Below are 18,882 nucleotides of genomic sequence, written 5' to 3'. Positions count from 1 at the left end.
TCACATGGCCGAACCCGTAAGCAGTACCGCCACCACCGCCACCCTGGCCGCCGTCGCCGGGCTGGCCCTGTTCCCCGGCATCGACGCCGCCACCGTTTTGGGAGCCTTCGCCGGCGCCGCGGTGTTCGTGCTGAGTTCCGACAGCCTGGGCCTGGCCAAGCGCGCGATGTTCTTCATCGCCAGCTTCATCGCCGGTTGTCTGGCCGCCGCCTCCGTCGCCGGCCTGCTGGCCAAATGGATGCCGATCGAGGCGAGCCCCGGCGTCGGCGCGCTGATCGCCGCCGCCCTGGCCGTCAAGGTGCTGTTGTACCTGATCCGCCTGGCCGACGACCCGGCCAAGGCGTTGCGCACGCTGAAAGGGGGCGGCCAATGATCGCCCATGCCCACATCGTGCTGGCCGTCGCCCTTGCCCTGGTCCTGCTGGCCTTCCAGCGCGGCGACAGCCAGCACCGCCCCATTGCCAGCCTGTTGGCTTACCTGCTGATCGTCGGCGCCGGCGCGGTGGCGGTGCTGCGCCTGTTCGGCCTGCCGCAGCTGGCCGACGGCCCGCAGCTGTTTCTCAACGCCGTATGGCTGCTGGCGTTGCTGGCCCAGCGCGGCAACGTGGTGGAGCTGTTCCGCGCCAGCGGCCCGCGCCAATCGCGGCTGGCCATCCTGCTGAGGAGGGAGACATGGATCTGATCTTGAAGAAGGGCGACCACGGCCAGGCGGTGCAAGACCTGCAAGCCCAGCTCCGCGCCCAGGGCGCAGCGCTGGCGATAGATGGCTGGTTTGGCGAAGCCACCGAAACCGCCATCGCCCAGGCGCAGCGCCGCGCCGGGCTGGTGGTGGACGGCATCGCCGGCCGCAAGACCTTGGCGGCGCTGCGCGGCGTACGCGACCCGCACCGGCTGACCGAAGCCGACCTGCAGGCCGCCGCCGACCGCCTGGGCGTGGCGCTAGCCAGCATCAAGGCTATCCACGCGGTGGAGTCGCGTGGCAGCGGATTTCAGGCCGATGGCCGGCCCGTCATCCTGCTGGAACGGCATGTCGCCTACCAGCGCGCCGGCGTCGCCCACCAAGATGCGGCACAGCTGGCCACCCGTTATCCGGCCATCTGCAATCCCGCCCGCGGCGGCTACGCCGGCGGCGCGGCCGAGTGGGTGCGCTTCGCCAGCCTGGCGGCGGTGGCCGGCGACCTTGTCGCCATCGAGTCTTGCAGCTGGGGGCTATTCCAGATCATGGGCTATCACTGGCAGCGGCTGGGCTACGCCAGCGCCGCAACATTCCGCGCCGCGATGGAATCGGGCGAGGCCGCCCAGCTGGAAGCCTTCGCCCGTTTCATCGAAGCCGAGCCGGCGCTGCTCAAGGCCCTGCAGGCCAAGCGCTGGGCCGACGTGGCCAAGCTCTACAACGGCCCGGCCTACAAGGAAAACCTCTACGACAGCAAGCTGGCGGCGGCCTACGCCCGCGCGGAAAGGCTGGCCGCATGATGGCCGCCCTCGCCCGCCGCTACGTCGGCACTCTGCTGATCGCGCTGGCGCTGCTCGCCGGCTTCACGCTGTGGCAGCAGCGCGGCCAGCTCCAGCGCCAGGCCGCAGAGCTGGCCACCGCCACGCAAGACAGCGCCCGCTTGGCCACGCTCAACCAGCTGCAAGCCGAGCAGCTGGCGGCCCAGGCTATCGACATCAAGTTGCAGGCCGCCGCCAGCCGCGAGCTGGCCGAACAGGTGGCCGCCCTATCCCGTAAACACGCCGCCGCCGCGGCCAAACTGGAGGCCGCCATCCATGCCACGCCTGCCGCCGCTGCCTGGGGCAGCGCTGCTATTCCTGCTGACCTTGCCCGCCTGTTCGACACCACCGCGCCAGCCGGCGCCGCGCCCGCTGCTGCAACGCTGCCCGGCGGTGACGGCCTGTCCGCTGCCGGCGCTGGCGCCAACCACCAACCAGCAACCAGCAACTGGCCGACAGCTGGCAGCAGCACCGGGCGGCGCTTGAGTCCTGCGCCGCGCAGATCGATCACATCATCCATTGCCAACAGTACACGCCATGACCGATTTCTACGACCGCGCCCAGGCGCTGGAACAACTCCAGCGCGATGCCGCGCTGGCCCGCCAGCTCGCCAACATCACCCACCGCGCCAGCCTCAGCCATTGCGAGGATTGCGCCGAGCCGATACCCGACGCCCGCCAACGCATCGTCGCCGGCTGCTCGCGCTGCGTGCAGTGCCAACAGGAGTTCGAACGCTATGAACAAGCCCGCTAGCCTGCGCCAGGCGCTGGAAGCGGCGCTGCCGGAGCTGCGCGACAACCCCGACCGGCTGCTGATGTTCATTGAAGATGGCGGCATCGTCGCCGCCCCCGGCCGGCTGTCGTTCGGCTACCGCTACACCGTCAAACTGATCATCACCGACTACGCCGGCCACCTCGACCAGCTCATCATCCCGCTGCGCGGCTGGATCGAAGCCAACGAGCCGCCGCTGATCCAGAACCCGGAACGGCTGGAAAAAGGATTCCGCTTTGAAGCCGAGCTGACCAGCCTAGCCGCGATGGATGTGCAAATCACGCTCCAACTGACCGAAGGGGTCAAAGTTCAGACAGAGGCAGACGGCAGCATTACCGCCACCCACCGCGGCGAGCCGCCCGAGCCATGGGCCTGGGATATCACGGTGAAAAATGAACATGATGCAGCTTGAAACCGAGCTGTCCGGCCTGTTGCAGCGGGTGGAGCCGGCGGCCCGCCGCGCGCTGGCCCGCGACATCGCCAAAGCGCTGCGCGCCAGCCAGCAGCAACGCATCCGCGACCAGCTCAACCCGGACGGCAGCGAGTTCGCGCCACGCAAGCCGCAATTCCGCGCAAAGAAGGGCAAAATCCGCCGCCAGATGTTCAGCAAGTTGCGCGCCTCCAAGTGGCTGAAGGTGGAAGCCACCACCAACGGCGCCGCCGTTGCTTTCGTCGGCCAGGTGGAACGTATCGCCCGCGTCCATCAATACGGCCTGCGCGACCGCGTCAGCCGGCGCAGCCGCCGCGAGACGCAATATCCGGCGCGCGAGCTGCTGGGCTTCGCCGCCGCCGATATCGAAGTCGTCCGTGACCAAATATTGACTCACCTATCTAATTAAAAAAGGGAGTGGCATTGCCACTCCCTCTTAATTTACTGCCACAACGAATTACCTGCTATTTTTTCTGCCATCAGGCTCTTTGGCGACACCTTCTAACTCCCTATGAAATAGTTTCAAAAAATCCATCAACAATCCACTAGCCTCTTCATAGCTCATTCCATAGCGCAACTGCAGCAAACGAATGAAGCTATTCATTTCATCATCCACAGTTACTTGGCTTTTTAATACTGGACTTACGACAGATTCGCTCATACTCACCCCCCACATTCATCCAAGAAAGCTTTAACTTGATTTTCAGCCTCTTCTCGCGTAAGGCCATAGCGCATCTGCACTAAACAAATCAGCCCTTCAAAATCGCCACCTGCAATATATGACTCATCTGCAAGCAAGGACTCGCCGGAGGTGATTTCTACCTTATGTTCAGGGTCATTCATGACTGCAACTCCTTCTACCCTTGCTGTTTACACATATGAGGCTAATAGTATTGATCAACTTCCAAATAGTATGTGCGCAAAGCAACACAGTGCTAACAAATTAAAAACCCGCCGAAGCGGGTTTAGACTCGCTAACAAAACCTGTCGATAAATCGCAGACAGATCCATTAGAAGGCCAGCTTGAGCAAGGCGTAATGTGTATCTAACCGCCGCTCGAAACCGATTCTCAGCTTGCCGAAGCTCGCTAGCCAAGAATGGGTACGCTCCACCACCCAACGGTTGCGACCCAGCCTCTCGCTGCTTTCAACTCCGCGACGGGCAATTCGCACCAAAATTCCGCGCCGACTCAGGTGTTCACGGCAACGGCGGTAGTCATAGCCTTTGTCAGCATGCAGCTTGTAAGGCTTTTGTCTGGGCCGTCCTGGCAAACCAGGAACGGCAGGAATCGCATCGACCAAAGCTTCGAAGGCCATGGAGTCGTGTCGGTTGGCCCCGGTCATGCTCAGCGCCAATAGCACACCTCGGCGATCTTCAATGCAAATTGGATATTCTTGGCATTTACAAAAATGTGTTAATTATTGTTTCTAAAAATTACATCAAGACAGTAGGATGGTACTGCAGGGTAGAGTCATTGCTCTACCCCACCCGGGGGAGCCGCAGCAAAATGTTCCTCCTATGCATAAGACGGGCCGGTTTATCGAGCCTAGATAATAAGTAAGGTCTTTCATTACATCTTCCCAAGGAGGAGCAGAGCATGAAGCTTGGCCAAGTCATCCTACCCGCAGCCGCGATATTCTCGCTTCATCATCCAGCCGCGATGAGCGCGGACACCGTCCCGCAATTCAGCGATGTGGTATTTAACGAGATGTCAGTCGACAACGAGTCGACGATCCGCAAGATCGTGACTTCGGACAGTTTTTTCAAACCGTGGGCATCCTTAGCGCATTACCTTGGCTATGGCTGGACTGGAGGGAATACCAACCAGAACACCGCTGTGGGCAAGGAGTTCGACTACCAGCGAATCGATACCATGCTGGATAACCTGGCATTGCCGGATACCAAGTACCGCTACATGATGAAAGCCAAATACGATCCAAACGGTCCCGGCGGCTATTGGGCGGACAAGCGTTTCAGAATGGCGTTTTCCAATATACAGTGGATGATGGGGCCAGAAGATATGAAGCTGGAGGCTCCCCAGCTGTACAACAAGAAGCCGATCAAGGTAGTAACCGTGCTGCTGGAGAACTACAGCGACCAATCCGATACCGGGGTGGCTAATCTCAAATACGACTCTACGGTAAGCTGGTCCAAGGCCGACAAGGTCGCGGTCAGCGGCAAGGTAACGCTGACCAACAAGTACAACGCCGGCTTGCCCTTGATCGGCGGGGTCGAGTCTTCGGTTGCGGTGGAGATCGCCTCCGGCGCCGACTGGACCACCACCAATGGCACCAGCAGCACCACCTCGCAAACCGCCGAATATCGGGCGGTATTGCCGCCTAAAAGCAAAAGGCTGATCACGCTGACGCTGTTCGAGCAGAAGGCCAATATTCCCTATGCTTCGAACATGTTCATGACTTACGAGGCGGAGCTGTATAACTTCCTGCGCTACAGCGACAATGCGCTCAATGGCCATCCATCGGACCGCAGATTCTACCTGGCCAAGTTTGGCGGCAAAGATGGCCTGACTGGCGCGCAGGATCTACTGTCGCAATATCTGAATCCGGAAACGTCGAAATGGGATTGGCCGTGGGCTGTCAATCAATATTCGCGCAGCACCATCGAATATTATATTGGTGCCATCGCCAAGCGGAAATTCAAGCAGAAATTCACCGGGGTGTTCACGGCGATAGATTCCACCGGCTATACCATCAACGCGGGCCCGGTGGAACCGCTGCCGGCCCAGGCGGCGCCAGGGGCGAATGTGGCGCGCAGCCCGGCCATAACCAGCGGGATCCGCTATACGGTGTTGAGCGATATGAAAGATATCGCCGGCAGCGTGAAGAACCTGCGGTTCACTTTAAACAAGGATCAGGCCAAGCCTTCCGCGGTCTCTCCGTTCAAGTAGGCTCACTGCCTTTTTCAGGGAGCAGCCACACGTCGCCGATGCCGTCCGCTTGAGAAAGTGGGCGGTTTTTTTAAAGTCGTTAACAAAACCTCAGGCTGTCGCTTGTAAGTCGCTGATCTGCCATGTACGCCATTGCGCAGAATATAGGTTTTGTTAGCAAGTCTTAATAATGCAGAATAAATTTAAAATACCTCAACGATCTGGGTGCAATTCCTAACAACTGATTAAAATTTCATGTAAGGCGAAATTCGACCCGTCTCAAGGTTGTGCCATCTCGCCACACAACACCCACCCCGCGACACCCCATGCCGGCCCGTGCAAACTGCCCGGCATGGACGATTACGCAGACCTCTCCCGCCGCATTGAGTCGCTGATCCGCCTGGGCACCATCGCCCAGGTGGATCACGACGCCGAGCGCGTGCGCGTGCAATCCGGCGACCTCACCAGCCACTGGCTACCCTGGCTCGCGCCGCGCGCTGGCCAGACCCGCGACTGGAACCCGCCCACCGAGGGCGAGCAGGTGATATTGCTCTGTCCCAGCGGCGACCCGGCGACCGCCATTGTGCTGCTGGGCCTGTATTCCGATCAGCGGCCGGCGCCCTCCCACAGCCCCGACGAACATTTGCGCGTCTACCCGGACGGCGCCCGCATCCTCTACAACCACGCCGCCGGCGCGCTCAGCGTGTCCGGCATCCAGACCGCCACCGTGCAGGCCGCCGTACTCGTCACCGTGAGTTGCCCGGAAACCGTCATCACCGGCAACGTCACGATCCTGGGCCGCTTGACCGTGCTGGGCGACGTGATAGCCAGGGCGAAAGCTACCGTGTCCGGCCTGTTCAGTTACCTCGCCGGCATGGCGGGATCGGGCGGCGCCGGCGGCGCGGCTACTACCATCAGCGGCAACATCACCCATCAAGGCGGCGCGCTGTCGTCCAACGGCGTGACGCTGCACAGCCACACCCACCCCGACCCGCACGGCGGCAATACGGAGCCACCCCGATGAGCAGTTACACCGGCATGGACGCCGCCACCGGCCGCGCCATCCACGATGACGACCACATCCGCCAATCCATCGCCCGCATCCTCACCACCCCGCGCAGCTCGCGCATCGAGCGGCGCGAGTTCGGCAGCATCCTGCCGGACCTGATCGACCGCCCGCTAAACGGCAAGACCCGCATGCAGGCGATGGCCACCACCGTCATGGCGCTGGCCGCCTGGGAGCCGCGGATAGAACTGACACGCGTCCTCTTGCAGACCGGAACCGGCGCCGCGGCTGGCGCGCTGACCATCGACATCGACGCCAGGCGCCGGGCCGGCGGCCAGCCGCTGCAATTTGCCATTCCCTTGAGGAGCTGACCGCATGGCCATAGACCTGACCCGCCTGCCCGCGCCGACCATCGTGGATGCCATCGATTACGAAACTCTGCTTGAGGCCTACAAATCCGGTTTTCTTGCGCGGGTCCCGCCTGAGCAGCGCGCGAGCTACGCCGCCGCGCTGCAACTGGAAAGCGAGCCGATCACCATGGCGCTGCAGCTGGCCAGCTATCGCGAAATGCTGCTGCGCCAGCGCGTCAATGAGGCCGCCCGCGCCAGCCTGCTGGCCTACGCCGCCGGCGCCGATCTCGACAACCGCGCCGCAGACTACGGCGTGCAGCGGCTGCTGATCCAGCCGGCCAACCCGAACGTCACCCCGCCGACCGAGGCGCTATGGGAAGACGACAGCCGGCTGCGCTATCGCTGCCAGATGGCGCTGGAAGGGCTGGCCAGCGGCGGCCCGCGCGGCGCGTACTTGTTTCATGCCTTGAGCGCCAGCGCCGAGGTGCTGGATGCCGATGTGGATACCCCGGCCGGCGGCGTGGTGCGGGTGTGGCTGCTGGGCCGTGACGGCATCGCCAGCCCAGCGCTATGCGATACCGTCGCCGCCGCGTTGAGCGCCGAGGACGTGCGTCCGCTGTGCGACACGGTGCAGGTCTGCGCCAGCCAGCCGCTGGCATTCGCTATCGATGCCCGCATCCTGTACCAGCCAGGCGGCGAGGCCGCCAGCGGCGGACTGGCCGGCGCCCGCGACCGACTGGACCGGATGCTTGCCGAGCGCCGCAAAATCGGCGGCAGCGTGCCGCGCTCCGCCATCGACGCCGCATTGCATGTGCCAGGCGTGGACCGTGTCAGCATCGCCAGTCCGGCGGCGGACGTGCTGTGCGGCGTTGGCCAGTTTCCCGACTGCGCCGCCATCACGGTGACGCCGCAATGAGCCGCCAACTGCTGCCGCCCAACCGCACGCCGCTTGAAGCCGCGCTGGCCGATGCCTGCGCGCTGACGCTGGACCCGTCGCCGATTCGTGGCCTGGCCGACAGCCGCCGCTGCCCGGCGCCGCTGCTGCCCTGGCTGGCGTGGTCCCGCAGCGTGGCAAACTTCGACGCCGCCGCCACCGAGGAGCAACAACGCGCCCTGATTGCCTCCTCCGTCGCCGTCCACCGCCGCAAGGGAACCCTCTCGGCTGTGCGCCAGGTGTTCCGCGACCTCGGTCTGGGCGAAGTGCGAATCAACGAGGGCAACCACCACTACCAGGCAGACGGCGAACTGGTGGCCGATGGCTTCGGCACCGCAGGCGATCCCGCCGGCTGGCCTGAATACCGGGTGCAGATCGACAAGATGCTGAGCCTGGAGCAGGCCGCCGCTGCCCGCAGAATTCTCAATGATGTGGCCCCGGCACGTTGCGTGCTGTGGGGCTTGGACTTCACCGGCGCCACACTGATCGCCAACGGCTACGCCAGCGCCAACGGCGCCTATACCGCAGGAGTGATACGAACATGACAGCCCTTCCCATCCCCGCTACGCCCGGTTGGCCCGGCATCACCCGCTACGAGGTAACGGAGCGATTGCTGGGCGGCGACGGCGGCCCGCTCAACCGTGCGCCGTCCGAGTTGCTGGAGCGCACCGAGTACCTGAAGAAGCAGATAGACGACATCGTGTCCGGCGCGCTGGTGGCCGAGTACGCCGACCGCCTCAAGACCCCGCGCAACCTCGCTATGACCGGGGATGGTAGCTGGAGCGTGACGTTCGACGGCAGCGGCAATGTCAGCGGCGCGCTGACGCTGGCAAACAGCGGCGTGACCGCCGGTAGTTACGGCATGGTGACGGTGGATGCGAAAGGCCGCGTGGCAGCTGGGCGACAGATGACGGCGGCGGACGTGCCAGCGCTGGACTGGAACAAGATTGCCAGCGGCAAGCCCACCACCCTCGCCGGCTACGGCATCGCCGACGCCGCCAGCAAGGTCGAATTGCAAGCCGCCATTGATGGCGTGGTGGCCGGTGCGCCCGGCGCGCTCAACACCCTGCAAAAGCTGGCGGCGGCGCTGGGTAATGACAGCAACTATGCGGCCACCATCACCAAGCAATTGACGAGCAAAGCCGACAAAGCCAGCACCTTGGCCGGCTACGGCATCGCCGACGCCGCCAGCAAGGCCGAATTGCAAGCCGCCATTGATGGCGTGGTGGCCGGTGCGCCCGGCGCGCTCAACACCCTGCAAAAGCTGGCGACGGCACTGGACAATGACGCCAGTTTCGCCGCCAACCTGACCAAGAAGCTGGCCGGCAAAGCCGACAAAGCCAACACCTTGGCTGGCTACGGCATCGCCGACGCCGCCAGCAAGGCCGAATTGCAAGCCGCCATTGATGGCGTGGTGGCCGGTGCGCCCGGCGCGCTCAACACCCTGCAAGAGCTGGCGGCGGCGCTGGACAATGACGCCAGCTTCGCCGCCAACCTGACCAAGAAGCTGGCCGGCAAAGCCGACAAAGCCAGTACCTTGGCCGGCTACGGCATCGCCGATGCATTTCCACTGCGGGCGGACATTGCATCGGCGGTAGATCTGGACACCCTCACTATCACCGGCATTTACCACAACCCCGCCAACGATAATGCGATCAAGGGCAAGAATTGGCCCTGCCCACAGGCCGGCCAACTGACCGTGAGGGCGACCGGCGAGATGGTCTATCACACCTATCAGGCGTTTGCCGATGGGGGATTCTGGCACCGCTGCCGCTATCAGGGCCGCTGGACTGTGTGGCGCCAGCTGGCGGATGCCGCCACCACGCAGGATGGCATCACCGCCGCCGCGCCGCCTGGGCAGATTGCCTATTTCGCCCGCGACACGCCGCCGCCGGGCTGGATCATCTGCAACGGCGCGCAGGATGTATCGCGCGCAACCTACGCCGCACTGTTTGCGGCCATTGGTGAGCGATTCGGCGCTGGCGATGGCAAAACCACATTCGGCGTGCCAGATCTACGCGGCGAGTTTATCCGCGGCTGGGATGCTGGGGGCGGTGTAGACGTCGCCGGCCGCAGTTTTGGTAGCCACCAGGCCTCTCAGAATCTGGCACACGATCACGCCATCCCGACACCGGCAGGCAATATTGCCGGCCAGGACACTGTCCTCGTGGACAATGGCGGCGTGCCGCTGGATTTGGGCGCGCGGCAGGCGTCAAATGAATTGTTGGGAGAGTGGAACGGCAGCGGCAGGTATTTGCGTTACGCGACATACAGCACCGGCGGCAACGAGTCCCGGCCCCGCAACGTCGCGCTGCTGGCCTGCATCAAAGTCTGAGGGGGCACCAATGAACGAACAAAAAATAGTGTATTGCTACAGCGCCGCGACCGGCGAATGCACCGGGCAAACCACGGCGCAACGCTCGCCGCTGGATGTGGACGAGGTCTATCTGATTCCCGCCTGGGCGGCAGAAGCTGCCCCTCCGGCGGGCGGCCCGCGCCACGCGGCCGCCTGGCGCGCGGCCGACGGCAGCATCCCCGCCCATTGCATCCTGGGTGGCGGCTGGCAGCTGCTGCCGGATTGGCGCGGCGTGCCGCTGTGGGATACCGCCACGGCGCAGCCGATTGTCGCGCAGTTGGGTGACACGCCGGAGGCGCTGGGCGCCACCGAGCTGCCGCCGCCGCCGTTTGGCGTGTGGGATGGCATGAGCTGGAGCGTTGACCAGGTCGCCGAGTTGGCCGCACAGCGTGCCGCAGTCGAAACGGAAATCGCCGCGCGGCGCGGCCAGGCCGATGCGGCCATTGTGCCGCTGCATGATGCGGCTGACCTGGGCATGGCGACGCCAGCCGAGTCCGTGCTGCTGGCAGCCTGGCGGCGCTACCGGGTGGAGCTGTCCCGCGTGCCGCAGCAGCCAGGCTACCCGGCCGCAGTCAATTGGCCGGCACCGCCAGCCGCACTATGACAAAGCCCCGCATTCGCGGGGCTGTTTGTTTATGCCGCCTTGCCTTGCGGCGGTGGCCGTTTGCCGATCTGATCGACTTCAAATCTCAGGGCGGCGACGGCCGCATCCGAGATAAACCCAATCGATGGGTCATCGTGATGGGATGCCAGGGTGTGGCCGATTTTATCTAGGCAGCAACAGAGATTTTCTAGGGTGTCGCGCGGCGAGGTTCCAATAAGGGGATTCAAATGAATAGCTTCAGAGCGATTGCGCATTTTCTTGCCTTTTAGTTTTTGCTTTTGGGTGAAAAATTCCAAAACAGTATTTTTATGGAATTTCTCGCGGCTGCATATTGGCTTAATCGCCAATACGCTGCATAACATCAGGCAAAAATATGTGCGCGATGAGTAAGCGGGCATCCAGCCGCTTGTCTCCCGCCGCCGGCTTAAGCCCCAGTTTTTTCATGGAATTTTCGACATGGGCGCGGATGGTGCGCTCGCTGATGTCCAGCATTTCCGCCGCCCGGCGGTGGCTTTTCCCAGCGGCGATAAGTAAAACTACGGATACCTCGGAATCGGATAGCTGGCCCAATTGCCGGGCCTGCACACTGTCGCGCAATGCCGCATCCGCCAACAGCGCGCGCAAATCCACAGCCATCCCGGCCCGCATATGCAGCGGCACATCCTGCCGGGCTATTTTCTCCAGCATGCTCAACAACGACAGCATATCCTTCGCATCCGCTTGTTCCAGAAATTGATGGACCAAGGCGGAGACGGGAAACGGCATAAGCAATTACGTGAAAATACGGATTATTTCATCCTAGGTTGTGCCGTCCTTCCACACAACAAGCGTCAGCTGACCAGACAGATTTAGCGCGGCAACATGCTCAGAACCTCACCCGGAGACTGAGACATGCCCCAGGATTACCACCATGGCGTGCGCGTGCTTGAAATCGCCAACGGCACGCGCCCCATCCGCACGATTTCCACCGCCGTCATTGGCATGGTCTGCACCGCAGACGATGCCGACCCGGCCGCCTTCCCGCTCGACACCGCGGTACTGATCACCGATGTTCAGCGCGCCATCGGCCAGGCCGGCAGCAAAGGCACGCTGGCCGCCAGCCTCGACGCCATCGCCGACAACGCCAGCCCGCTGGTGGTGGTGGTGCGGATCAAGACCGGCAAGGACGAGGCCGAGCAAAACGGCCTCGTCATCGGCACCACCACCGCGGCCGGCCAATACACCGGCCTGAAAGCGCTGTTGTCTGCCCAGCAGCGCGTCGGAGTGCGTCCGCGCATCTTGGGCGCGCCCGGCCTGGACACGCTGCCGGTGGCCACCGAACTGGCGGCCATCGCCGTCAAGCTGCGCGCCATGGCCTATATCAGCGCCTGGGGCTGCAAGACCAAGGAAGACGTCGCCGCCTACCGCGCCAACTTTGGCCAGCGCGAGCTGATGCTGATCTGGCCGGACTTCCTGTCCTGGGATAGCGCCGCCGGCAAGGATGCCATCGCGCCGGCCACCGCCCGCGCGCTGGGCCTGCGCGCCGCGCTGGACGAGTCCGAAGGCTGGCACAAGACGCTTTCCAACGTCGTGGTGCAAGGCGTCAGCGGCATCAGCCGCGATGTGTATTGGGACTTGCAGCACCCGGCCACCGACGCCGGCTACCTCAACGAAAAAGGCATCACCACCCTGATCCGCCGTGAGGGCTTCCGCTTTTGGGGAAGCCGCAACTGCTCCAGCGACCCGCAGTTCCCATTCGAGTCGTCCACCCGCACCGCCCAGGTGCTGGCCGACACCATCGCCGAAGCCCATATGTGGGCGATGGACAAGCCGCTGACGCCGGTACTGGTGAAAGACATCGTGGAGGGCATCAACGCCAAGGGCCGCGAGCTGGTGACGGCCGGCTATCTGCTGGGCTTCCGCGCCTGGTACGACGAGAGCGCCAACGACAAGGAAGGACTGAAGACCGGCAAGCTGGCCATCGACTACGAATACACCGAAGTTCCGCCGCTGGAAAACCTCACCTTCCGCCAGCGCATCACCGACCGCTACCTGATGGATTTCGCCGACCAGGTCAACCGCTAACCCCAGGAGAACCCCATGGCAGGACTGCCGCGCACCCTGCGCAAATTCAACGTATTCAACAACCGCAAAAGCTTTGTCGCCGAATGTCTGGAAATGAAGCTGCCCAAGCTCGCCATGAAGACCGAGGAGTACCGCGGCGCCGGCATGATCGGTTCCGTCGATCTGCTCAAGGGCATCGACAAGCTGGAAATGGAACACACCTACAGCGGGCCGGTTGAAGAAATCGTCGCCAGCTTCGGCGCCGACAAACACGACGCGTCAGAACTGCGCTGGATGGGCAGTTATGCCGATGAAAGCGACGGCAGCGACCACGCGGTGGAAGTCGTCGCGCGCGGCCGCCACAACGAGCTGGACCTGGGCGACGCCAAGGCCGGCGACAACGGCAGCTTCAAAGTAAAAACCAGCCTCAGCTATTTCAAGCTGGTGGTAAACGGCAAGGAATGGATGGAGCTGGATGTGGTGAACGACGTGTTCAAAGTCATGGGCGTGGACCGCCAGGCCCAGCACCGCAAAAACGTAGGTCTGTAACTCACCCTCACGGCCTGCCGCCGGCGGGCCGACACACTCCATAGGAATCATCATGAGCGAAAACATCATCACCCTGGACACCCCGATCAAGCGCGGCGACAGCGAAATCACCGCCATCGAGCTGCGCAAGCCCGGCGCCGGCGAGCTGCGCGGCATCAAGCTGTCCGACCTCCTGCAGATGGACGTCAGCGCGCTACACAAAGTGCTGCCGCGCATCACCAGCCCGGCGCTGAACGAGCAAGACGTCACCAAGATGGACGTGGCGGACTTCACCGAATGCGCCTCGATGGTGGCGGCTTTTTTGCTGAAGAAATCGGAACAGCAGGATATCCCATCTCCGCAAGCGTAGACGACGCCATCGCCGACATTGCTACCGTGTTCCACTGGCCGCCCGCCGCCTATGACGCCATGCCGCTGGCCGAGCTGGCCAGCTGGCGCGAGCGCGCCCGCCTTCGATCAGGAAACGCCGACGAATGAGCAAGCTAAAACTGGAAGTCGTCCTCGCCGCCGTGGACAAGCTGACCCGGCCCTTGAAACAAGCGATGGCCGGCAACAAGGAGCTGGCGCGCGCCGTGAAGGAAAGCCGCGACCAGCTCAAGGCGCTGCAAGCCACCCAGGGCAGCATTGACGCCTTCCGCAAGCTGACGAAAGAAAGCAAGGATGTTGGCCAAAACCTGACGGGCGCGCGCCAGCGCCTGGAGGAAGTGCGCAAGCAGATGCAACAGACCGGCGGCGCCAGCGACAAGCTGGCCCGCCAGTTCGCCGCCGCCGAGCGCGCGGTGGACAAGCTCGCCATTGCTCACCGCAAAAAGCTGGATGCAGCCCGCGCCGCATCCAGCGCCATGCAGCGCGAAGGCATCGACACCCGCCAACTCTCCGCCACCGAAGCCAGCCTGGCCGGCAAGATCGCCGCCACCAATGCCGCGCTGGCGACACGGGAGGCGGCGCTGGGCCGTGTCGCCGGCCGGCAGCGCCAGTTGAACGAGGCCCAGCAGCGCTATAGCCGTCAATTGGAGGCACGCGACAAGGTGGTCGGCGGCAGTGCCGCTACCGTCGCCACCGGAGCGGCCATCGGTGCGCCTGCGGTCAAGATGGTGGCCGACTTCAGCAGTTTCGAAGACGCCATGCTGGGCGTGGCCAAGCAGGTGGATGGCGCGCGCGATGACAATGGCCGACTGACCGCCACCTATTACCAGATGGGCGACGCCATCAAGGCTATGGCCGAGAAAATCCCGATGGCCACCACCGAGATAGCCGCGCTGGTGGAGGGCGGCGCGCGGATGGGCATTCAGGGCAAAGACAATCTGCTGGAGTTTGCCCGCGTCGCCGCCCTAGCCTCGACCGCGTTTGACCTGCCGGCGGACCAGCTATCCGAAGACATGGGTAAGATCGCCAACATCTACAAAGTCCCAATCAAGGACATCCAACAACTGGGCGACGTCATCAACTACCTGGATGACAATGCGCAGTCCAAGGGCGCCGACATCATCAATGTGATGCAGCGCATCGCTGGCAGTGTCGGCAGCATGAACTACAAGGAAGCCGCGGCGCTTGGCTCCACCTTCTTGTCGCTAGGATCATCGCCGGAGATCGCCGCCACCGCCACCAAGGCCATGGTGCGCGAGCTGCAAATTGCCGAGAAGCAGCCCAAGCGTTTCCAAAAGGGGCTGAAAGAGCTGAGCCTCAGCGCCAAGGCGATAGAAGCGCAAATGGCGAAGGACTCCACCGGCACCATCCTGAAGGTGATGGAGGCGGTCAATAAACTGCCCAAAACCAAACAAATGGGCGTGATGGTGGATCTGTTCGGCAAGGAATACGGCGATGACGCCGCCAAGCTGGCCGACAACCTGGGCGAATACCGCAAGCAGTTGCAACTGGTGAACGAGGCCAAGGCCAAGGGCAGCATGCAGCGTGAAGGCGATGCCAAGAGCGACACCCTGTCCGCGCAGTGGCAGATGACGAAAACCCGGCTGTTCAATCAGTCATCCGCCATGGGCCAGGCGCTGCGCCAGCCGCTGATGGACATCATGAGCGCCACGGCGGACATCCTGCAGCGTATCTCCGGCTGGACCAAGGCCAACCCGGCGCTGGCTGCCACGCTGGTGAGGATCGCCGCAGCCGTGTCCGTGCTGCTGGCCGTGGTGGGCACGCTGGGCTTGGCGATTGCCGCCGTACTCGGCCCGCTCGCGCTGGCCCGCCTCAGCCTGTCCACCTTGGGCATTCGCGCCGGCGGCCTGGCCGCGCGCTTCGGCGGGCTGGGCGGCGCGGCCGGCAAGACTGGCCATGCGATGAAGGCAGGCTGGGCCACCGCGGCGAAAGCGGCCAAGGGCGCCGGCCAGGTCATCGCCACCGCCTGGAGCAATTCCAACCCGCGCGAGCCGTTGAAACGGCTGTGGGAAATGACCAAGGGGCTGAAAACCACCCTGCCGGCGGCGATGCGCGCCAGCATCAGCAAAAGCCGCGAACTGGCCAGCAACGTCAGCAACAAGTTCAAGGCCGGCAAGCTCGCCGTCTATAAGTACACCGCCGCACTGTGGCGCGCCGTTGCCGCCCAGCTGGCGCTGGCGCGCGCCAGTGCAGGGTCAAAACTCGGCGCGGTAACGCAGTACATCAAAACCCGTGGCGTCAAAGGCATGGCTTGGGATGGCGTCAAGGGCGGCGGCAAGCTGATTGGCGGCGGTCTGGCTGCCGCGGGGTCCGGCGCGGTGAGCGCCATCATGGGCATTGGCCAGGCGCTGATATTCGTCGGCCGCTTGGCCATGGCCAACCCCATCGGTCTAGTCATTGGCCTGGCCGCCCTGCTCATCTACAAGTATTGGGAACCAATCAAGGCATGGTTCAGCGGCTTTTGGGAGGGGCTGAAAGAAGGGCTGGCGCCGTTGGGGGCGATATTCGATCAAGTCTTTGCCGCCATCGGCCCGGCGCTGGAACCGTTGCGCCCGGTATGGGACTGGCTGGTCGGCGCATTCAAGACCGCATGGGGATGGGTATCCAAGTTGTTGGGACCAGTGGACGCCAGCAAGGAAAGCCTGGACAAGGCCGCCGGCGCCGGCAAAGGCTTCGGCAAAATGTTGGCGGGGCTGATCGTCATCGGCGCGGAGCTGGCCGCCAAGTTCGTGACAGTGGGCCTGGACATCATGTCCGGCATCGTCAGCGGCATCAAAAAGGGCATCGTGTGGGTCAAGGACGCCATCCTGGGCGTGGGCGAGCTGTTGCCGGAATGGCTGCGCAAGAAGCTGGACATCCATTCGCCGTCCCGCGTGTTCGCCACCATTGGCGGCTACACCATGGCCGGGCTGGAACAGGGTATCGACAAAGGCCAGGCCGGGCCGCTGGCCGCCGTGCAGTCCGCGGCGAAGAAGATCACCGCCGCCGGCGCCGGCATGGTGCTGGCCACCGCGCCGGCGATGGCCGGCCAGCTGGACACCCGCCCGCCGCTGCGCGCCCATGCGCCGGCCGTCGCCGCGCCGGCCAGCTTCAACATCACCATTCACGCCGCGCCCGGCATGAACGAGCAGCAGTTGGCCGCGCTGGTGCAACGCCAAGTAGCGCAGGCGCTGGCCAATGCCCAAAACCAACAGGCCGCGCGCCAGCGCAGCCGCCTGGGAGACTTCGACTAAATGCTATCCCTTGGCCCGATCAAATTGCCGATGATGGCGCTGGGGCTGTTCGTCTTCATGATGGACACCCTGCCCTATCAGGATTTCAAACAGCGCTACGGCTGGCGCTGGCCGTCCAATAGCCGCGTCGGCGCGCGGCCGTCCTATCAGTTCCTGGGCGTGGACGAGGAAACCATTACCCTGTCCGGCAGGCTGATGCCGGAGCTGACCGGCGGCGACACCGCGCTATCCCTGCTCAAGCTGATGGCGGACCAGGGCAAAGCCTGGCCGCTGATCGAAGGCACCGGCACCATATACGGCTTCTTCGTGGTGGAAAGCCTGGAGGTTTCCCGACAAGAGTTTTTCAGCGACGGCAAGGCGCGCTGCATCGACTTCACCCTGTCGCTGAAGCGCACCGACGACAGCCTGCTGGACGCCCTGGGCGCGCTCACCCGCAGCGTGCTGGAGCTGGCGGCATGAGCCTGATAGACGACGCGGCCGGCGCCGGCGGCCAGCTCTACCAACAGGGCGCCGACATGCTGGGCGGCGTCGGTGACATGTTGGGCGACACCCTGGGCGGCATCGGCGGCGCGCTAGGCCAGCCCAAGCGGCCGGCCTGCCGCATCGTGCTATCCGGCAAGGACATCACCGCCAAGCTGGAGCCGCGGCTGATCAGCCTGAGCCTGACCGACAACCGCGGATTCGAGGCGGACCAGCTAGATATCGTGCTGGACGACAGCGACGGCAAGCTGGACATCCCGGAACGCGGCGTCACCGTCAGCGTGGCCATCGGCTGGGCCGGCCAGGCGCTGGTGGACAAGGGCAGCTACATCGTTGACGAGGTGGAACACACCGGGGCGCCGGACACCCTCACGCTACGCGCCCGCGCCACCGATCTGCGCGCCGGCATCGCCACCAAGCGGGAAAAGAGCTGGCACAAGACCACCTTGGGCGCCATCGTGCAGGCCATCGCCAAGGCCAACGGCCTGACGCCGGCCATCCCCGCCTGGCTGGCCAGGCAGAAGGTGGAGCATATCGACCAGACCAGCGAGAGCGACGCCAATCTGCTGACCCGCCTAGCCAAGCAGTACGACGCCATCGCCACCGTGAAGGCCAGTCGGCTGATCTTCTGCAAAGCCGGCGACGCCGAAACCGTCACCGGCCGCCCCTTCCCCGCCTGCCTGATCAGCCGCCGGAGCGGCGATAACCACCGCTTCAATGTCGCCGACCGCAACGCCTATACCGCCGTCAAAGCCTACTGGCATGACGTGCGCGGCGCGAAAAAGGGCGAGGTGATCGTGGACGCGAACACCAAGTTTGAACGCCGCGCCACCGTCACCAAGCTCGGCCGCAAGAGCAAGCGCACCAAGTTGACGGCGATACAGCAGAAGGGGATGGAGCCGAGCAGCCAAAACGTGAAGGTGCTGCGACATGTCTACGTCAGCGAGGCGACTGCCCTGCAAGGTGCCAAGGCCGCCTGGCAAAAGCTGCAGCGCGGCGTAGCGGAATTCTCCATCACCCTGGCCGAAGGCTGCCCGGAGCTATTCCCCGAGCTGCCGGCCCAGGTGCAAGGCTTCAAGCCCGTCATCGACGCCACCGGCTGGGTATTGAAGAAAGTCACCCACCAGCTGGGAGACGGCGGCTACACCACGGCGCTGGAGCTGGAGGCAAGGCTGAAAAGTATCGACTAACTTAATGAAACTTCTTTATGGGTTTTCCAAATCGAAATTGACATCTGAGTGCAACTCAGAACGGAATCAATATTTAGATACTGAAGCACCTAATGCAGGACCATGACAAAACCTGCCAATTAGTACAGTATAATACATACACTTACAGCATAATCAAACAGCATGATCTATA

Annotated in this window: 27 protein-coding genes and 1 pseudogene; 22 read left to right on the top strand and 6 right to left on the bottom strand. The window is 63.6% G+C overall.

The window, feature by feature from the left end:
• Positions 1 to 4 precede the first annotated feature (4 nt).
• The 3 genes from BI344_RS10470 to BI344_RS10460 are packed head-to-tail and all read left to right on the top strand — an operon-like array spanning position 5 to position 1,472.
• Positions 5 to 373, top strand: coding sequence for a putative holin (locus BI344_RS10470; RefSeq protein WP_071112975.1), 369 nt, complete (start codon positions 5 to 7; stop codon positions 371 to 373).
• Entirely contained in the window at positions 370 to 681 is a 312-nt protein-coding gene (locus tag BI344_RS10465; protein WP_071112865.1) for a phage holin family protein, read from the top strand. Before BI344_RS10470 ends, BI344_RS10465 begins: the two co-directional genes overlap by 4 nt.
• Positions 672 to 1,472 (top strand): N-acetylmuramidase domain-containing protein, encoded by an 801-nt coding sequence (locus BI344_RS10460; RefSeq protein ID WP_071112864.1) that lies wholly within the window; start codon positions 672 to 674, stop codon positions 1,470 to 1,472. Before BI344_RS10465 ends, BI344_RS10460 begins: the two co-directional genes overlap by 10 nt.
• A gap of 19 nt (positions 1,473 to 1,491) precedes the next feature.
• On the opposite strand, the gene BI344_RS10455 is transcribed toward BI344_RS10460, so the two are convergent.
• A complete protein-coding gene (locus BI344_RS10455) occupies positions 1,492 to 1,764 on the bottom strand; it encodes a hypothetical protein (RefSeq protein WP_071112863.1) in 273 nt (90 codons plus the stop codon).
• Positions 1,765 to 1,766: 2 nt separating this feature from the next.
• Here BI344_RS10455 and lysC point away from each other — a divergent pair, with 2 nt between their 5' ends.
• The 5 genes from lysC to BI344_RS10435 are packed head-to-tail and all read left to right on the top strand — an operon-like array spanning position 1,767 to position 3,100.
• Positions 1,767 to 1,976, top strand: coding sequence for an Rz1-like lysis system protein LysC (gene lysC / locus BI344_RS10450; protein WP_071112862.1), 210 nt, complete (start codon positions 1,767 to 1,769; stop codon positions 1,974 to 1,976).
• Positions 1,939 to 2,031 carry a hypothetical protein gene (locus BI344_RS26110; RefSeq protein ID WP_420912604.1) on the top strand — a complete coding sequence of 31 codons (93 nt, stop codon included), beginning with the start codon at positions 1,939 to 1,941 and terminating at the stop codon, positions 2,029 to 2,031. The genes lysC and BI344_RS26110 overlap by 38 nt, the downstream gene beginning before the upstream one ends.
• On the top strand, positions 2,028 to 2,243 hold the full coding sequence (locus tag BI344_RS10445) for a TraR/DksA family transcriptional regulator (RefSeq protein WP_071112861.1): 216 nt from the start codon (positions 2,028 to 2,030) through the stop codon (positions 2,241 to 2,243). Before BI344_RS26110 ends, BI344_RS10445 begins: the two co-directional genes overlap by 4 nt.
• Positions 2,227 to 2,673: a phage tail protein gene (locus BI344_RS10440; protein WP_071112860.1), complete on the top strand. Its 447-nt coding sequence runs from the start codon at positions 2,227 to 2,229 to the stop codon at positions 2,671 to 2,673. Before BI344_RS10445 ends, BI344_RS10440 begins: the two co-directional genes overlap by 17 nt.
• Positions 2,660 to 3,100 (top strand): phage virion morphogenesis protein, encoded by a 441-nt coding sequence (locus BI344_RS10435; protein WP_241499302.1) that lies wholly within the window; start codon positions 2,660 to 2,662, stop codon positions 3,098 to 3,100. The genes BI344_RS10440 and BI344_RS10435 overlap by 14 nt, the downstream gene beginning before the upstream one ends.
• Before the next feature lie 48 nt (positions 3,101 to 3,148).
• Here the strand turns inward: BI344_RS10435 and BI344_RS23840 are convergent, their stop codons facing one another.
• The 3 genes and pseudogenes from BI344_RS23840 to BI344_RS22850 form a co-directional block, all read right to left on the bottom strand.
• Complete coding sequence (locus BI344_RS23840) at positions 3,149 to 3,352, bottom strand: hypothetical protein (RefSeq protein WP_139166950.1); 204 nt, start codon at positions 3,350 to 3,352, stop codon at positions 3,149 to 3,151.
• Between the two features lie 2 nt (positions 3,353 to 3,354).
• The gene (locus tag BI344_RS23835; RefSeq protein ID WP_139166949.1) at positions 3,355 to 3,534 is read right to left on the bottom strand and encodes a hypothetical protein; all 180 of its coding nucleotides are present in this window, start codon (positions 3,532 to 3,534) and stop codon (positions 3,355 to 3,357) included.
• A gap of 167 nt (positions 3,535 to 3,701) precedes the next feature.
• Positions 3,702 to 4,070, bottom strand: a pseudogene (locus BI344_RS22850) (transposase); the annotation flags it as partial.
• A gap of 218 nt (positions 4,071 to 4,288) precedes the next feature.
• Between BI344_RS22850 and BI344_RS10430 the strand changes: the two are divergent.
• The 7 genes from BI344_RS10430 (at position 4,289) to BI344_RS10400 (ending at position 10,828) form a co-directional block, all read left to right on the top strand.
• The gene (locus tag BI344_RS10430) at positions 4,289 to 5,599 is read left to right on the top strand and encodes an aerolysin family beta-barrel pore-forming toxin (RefSeq protein WP_083370160.1); all 1,311 of its coding nucleotides are present in this window, start codon (positions 4,289 to 4,291) and stop codon (positions 5,597 to 5,599) included.
• 331 nt (positions 5,600 to 5,930) lie between these two features.
• Entirely contained in the window at positions 5,931 to 6,602 is a 672-nt protein-coding gene (locus tag BI344_RS10425) for a phage baseplate assembly protein V (RefSeq protein WP_071112857.1), read from the top strand.
• Positions 6,599 to 6,955: a GPW/gp25 family protein gene (locus BI344_RS10420; RefSeq protein WP_071112856.1), complete on the top strand. Its 357-nt coding sequence runs from the start codon at positions 6,599 to 6,601 to the stop codon at positions 6,953 to 6,955. Before BI344_RS10425 ends, BI344_RS10420 begins: the two co-directional genes overlap by 4 nt.
• Positions 6,956 to 6,959: 4 nt before the next feature.
• Entirely contained in the window at positions 6,960 to 7,850 is an 891-nt protein-coding gene (locus BI344_RS10415) for a baseplate assembly protein (RefSeq protein ID WP_071112855.1), read from the top strand.
• Positions 7,847 to 8,413 (top strand): phage tail protein I, encoded by a 567-nt coding sequence (locus BI344_RS10410; protein ID WP_071112854.1) that lies wholly within the window; start codon positions 7,847 to 7,849, stop codon positions 8,411 to 8,413. The genes BI344_RS10415 and BI344_RS10410 overlap by 4 nt, the downstream gene beginning before the upstream one ends.
• Positions 8,410 to 10,203 (top strand): phage tail protein, encoded by a 1,794-nt coding sequence (locus tag BI344_RS10405; RefSeq protein WP_083370159.1) that lies wholly within the window; start codon positions 8,410 to 8,412, stop codon positions 10,201 to 10,203. Before BI344_RS10410 ends, BI344_RS10405 begins: the two co-directional genes overlap by 4 nt.
• Before the next feature lie 10 nt (positions 10,204 to 10,213).
• Positions 10,214 to 10,828 (top strand): tail fiber assembly protein, encoded by a 615-nt coding sequence (locus tag BI344_RS10400; protein WP_071112852.1) that lies wholly within the window; start codon positions 10,214 to 10,216, stop codon positions 10,826 to 10,828.
• Positions 10,829 to 10,857: 29 nt separating this feature from the next.
• Here the strand turns inward: BI344_RS10400 and BI344_RS23830 are convergent, their stop codons facing one another.
• Complete coding sequence (locus BI344_RS23830; protein WP_139166948.1) at positions 10,858 to 11,124, bottom strand: hypothetical protein; 267 nt, start codon at positions 11,122 to 11,124, stop codon at positions 10,858 to 10,860.
• Between the two features lie 40 nt (positions 11,125 to 11,164).
• On the bottom strand, positions 11,165 to 11,593 hold the full coding sequence (locus tag BI344_RS10395) for a helix-turn-helix domain-containing protein (RefSeq protein ID WP_071112851.1): 429 nt from the start codon (positions 11,591 to 11,593) through the stop codon (positions 11,165 to 11,167).
• A gap of 126 nt (positions 11,594 to 11,719) precedes the next feature.
• Here BI344_RS10395 and BI344_RS10390 point away from each other — a divergent pair, with 126 nt between their 5' ends.
• Genes BI344_RS10390 through BI344_RS10360 form a run of 7 tightly spaced genes read left to right on the top strand, consistent with a single transcriptional unit; the run spans position 11,720 to position 18,710 of the window.
• On the top strand, positions 11,720 to 12,892 hold the full coding sequence (locus BI344_RS10390) for a phage tail sheath protein (protein ID WP_071112850.1): 1,173 nt from the start codon (positions 11,720 to 11,722) through the stop codon (positions 12,890 to 12,892).
• 15 nt (positions 12,893 to 12,907) lie between these two features.
• Positions 12,908 to 13,420, top strand: coding sequence for a phage major tail tube protein (locus BI344_RS10385; RefSeq protein ID WP_071112849.1), 513 nt, complete (start codon positions 12,908 to 12,910; stop codon positions 13,418 to 13,420).
• 52 nt (positions 13,421 to 13,472) lie between these two features.
• A complete protein-coding gene (locus tag BI344_RS10380) occupies positions 13,473 to 13,769 on the top strand; it encodes a phage tail assembly protein (RefSeq protein WP_071112848.1) in 297 nt (98 codons plus the stop codon).
• Positions 13,754 to 13,897 (top strand): GpE family phage tail protein, encoded by a 144-nt coding sequence (locus BI344_RS24810; protein ID WP_420912603.1) that lies wholly within the window; start codon positions 13,754 to 13,756, stop codon positions 13,895 to 13,897. Before BI344_RS10380 ends, BI344_RS24810 begins: the two co-directional genes overlap by 16 nt.
• Positions 13,894 to 17,040, top strand: a complete 3,147-nt coding sequence (locus BI344_RS10370) for a phage tail tape measure protein (protein ID WP_071112846.1) — start codon at positions 13,894 to 13,896, stop codon at positions 17,038 to 17,040. The genes BI344_RS24810 and BI344_RS10370 overlap by 4 nt, the downstream gene beginning before the upstream one ends.
• Complete coding sequence (locus BI344_RS10365; RefSeq protein ID WP_204378124.1) at positions 17,041 to 17,499, top strand: phage tail protein; 459 nt, start codon at positions 17,041 to 17,043, stop codon at positions 17,497 to 17,499. It abuts the gene before it with no gap.
• The gene (locus BI344_RS10360; protein ID WP_241499300.1) at positions 17,496 to 18,710 is read left to right on the top strand and encodes a phage late control D family protein; all 1,215 of its coding nucleotides are present in this window, start codon (positions 17,496 to 17,498) and stop codon (positions 18,708 to 18,710) included. The genes BI344_RS10365 and BI344_RS10360 overlap by 4 nt, the downstream gene beginning before the upstream one ends.
• The last annotated feature ends 172 nt before the right edge of the window (positions 18,711 to 18,882 follow it).

It is taken from the genome of Chromobacterium sphagni (assembly GCF_001855555.1).
Taxonomy (GTDB): Bacteria; Pseudomonadota; Gammaproteobacteria; order Burkholderiales; family Chromobacteriaceae; genus Chromobacterium; species Chromobacterium sphagni.
The sequence above is the reverse complement of the archived record's forward strand: the minus strand, read 5'-3'. Positions and strand labels throughout refer to the sequence as shown.

Coding starts and splice junctions, on each gene's coding strand:
- BI344_RS10470 (WP_071112975.1), top strand. CDS start 5: ATGGCCGAACCCGTAAGCAGTACCGCCACCACCGCCACCCTGGCCGCC.
- BI344_RS10465 (WP_071112865.1), top strand. CDS start 370: ATGATCGCCCATGCCCACATCGTGCTGGCCGTCGCCCTTGCCCTGGTC.
- BI344_RS10460 (WP_071112864.1), top strand. CDS start 672: ATGGATCTGATCTTGAAGAAGGGCGACCACGGCCAGGCGGTGCAAGAC.
- BI344_RS10455 (WP_071112863.1), bottom strand. CDS start 1,764: ATGGCGGCCTCCAGTTTGGCCGCGGCGGCGGCGTGTTTACGGGATAGG.
- lysC (WP_071112862.1), top strand. CDS start 1,767: ATGCCACGCCTGCCGCCGCTGCCTGGGGCAGCGCTGCTATTCCTGCTG.
- BI344_RS10445 (WP_071112861.1), top strand. CDS start 2,028: ATGACCGATTTCTACGACCGCGCCCAGGCGCTGGAACAACTCCAGCGC.
- BI344_RS10440 (WP_071112860.1), top strand. CDS start 2,227: ATGAACAAGCCCGCTAGCCTGCGCCAGGCGCTGGAAGCGGCGCTGCCG.
- BI344_RS10435 (WP_241499302.1), top strand. CDS start 2,660: ATGATGCAGCTTGAAACCGAGCTGTCCGGCCTGTTGCAGCGGGTGGAG.
- BI344_RS23840 (WP_139166950.1), bottom strand. CDS start 3,352: ATGAGCGAATCTGTCGTAAGTCCAGTATTAAAAAGCCAAGTAACTGTG.
- BI344_RS23835 (WP_139166949.1), bottom strand. CDS start 3,534: ATGAATGACCCTGAACATAAGGTAGAAATCACCTCCGGCGAGTCCTTG.
- BI344_RS10430 (WP_083370160.1), top strand. CDS start 4,289: ATGAAGCTTGGCCAAGTCATCCTACCCGCAGCCGCGATATTCTCGCTT.
- BI344_RS10425 (WP_071112857.1), top strand. CDS start 5,931: ATGGACGATTACGCAGACCTCTCCCGCCGCATTGAGTCGCTGATCCGC.
- BI344_RS10420 (WP_071112856.1), top strand. CDS start 6,599: ATGAGCAGTTACACCGGCATGGACGCCGCCACCGGCCGCGCCATCCAC.
- BI344_RS10415 (WP_071112855.1), top strand. CDS start 6,960: ATGGCCATAGACCTGACCCGCCTGCCCGCGCCGACCATCGTGGATGCC.
- BI344_RS10410 (WP_071112854.1), top strand. CDS start 7,847: ATGAGCCGCCAACTGCTGCCGCCCAACCGCACGCCGCTTGAAGCCGCG.
- BI344_RS10405 (WP_083370159.1), top strand. CDS start 8,410: ATGACAGCCCTTCCCATCCCCGCTACGCCCGGTTGGCCCGGCATCACC.
- BI344_RS10400 (WP_071112852.1), top strand. CDS start 10,214: ATGAACGAACAAAAAATAGTGTATTGCTACAGCGCCGCGACCGGCGAA.
- BI344_RS10395 (WP_071112851.1), bottom strand. CDS start 11,593: ATGCCGTTTCCCGTCTCCGCCTTGGTCCATCAATTTCTGGAACAAGCG.
- BI344_RS10390 (WP_071112850.1), top strand. CDS start 11,720: ATGCCCCAGGATTACCACCATGGCGTGCGCGTGCTTGAAATCGCCAAC.
- BI344_RS10385 (WP_071112849.1), top strand. CDS start 12,908: ATGGCAGGACTGCCGCGCACCCTGCGCAAATTCAACGTATTCAACAAC.
- BI344_RS10380 (WP_071112848.1), top strand. CDS start 13,473: ATGAGCGAAAACATCATCACCCTGGACACCCCGATCAAGCGCGGCGAC.
- BI344_RS10370 (WP_071112846.1), top strand. CDS start 13,894: ATGAGCAAGCTAAAACTGGAAGTCGTCCTCGCCGCCGTGGACAAGCTG.
- BI344_RS10365 (WP_204378124.1), top strand. CDS start 17,041: ATGCTATCCCTTGGCCCGATCAAATTGCCGATGATGGCGCTGGGGCTG.
- BI344_RS10360 (WP_241499300.1), top strand. CDS start 17,496: ATGAGCCTGATAGACGACGCGGCCGGCGCCGGCGGCCAGCTCTACCAA.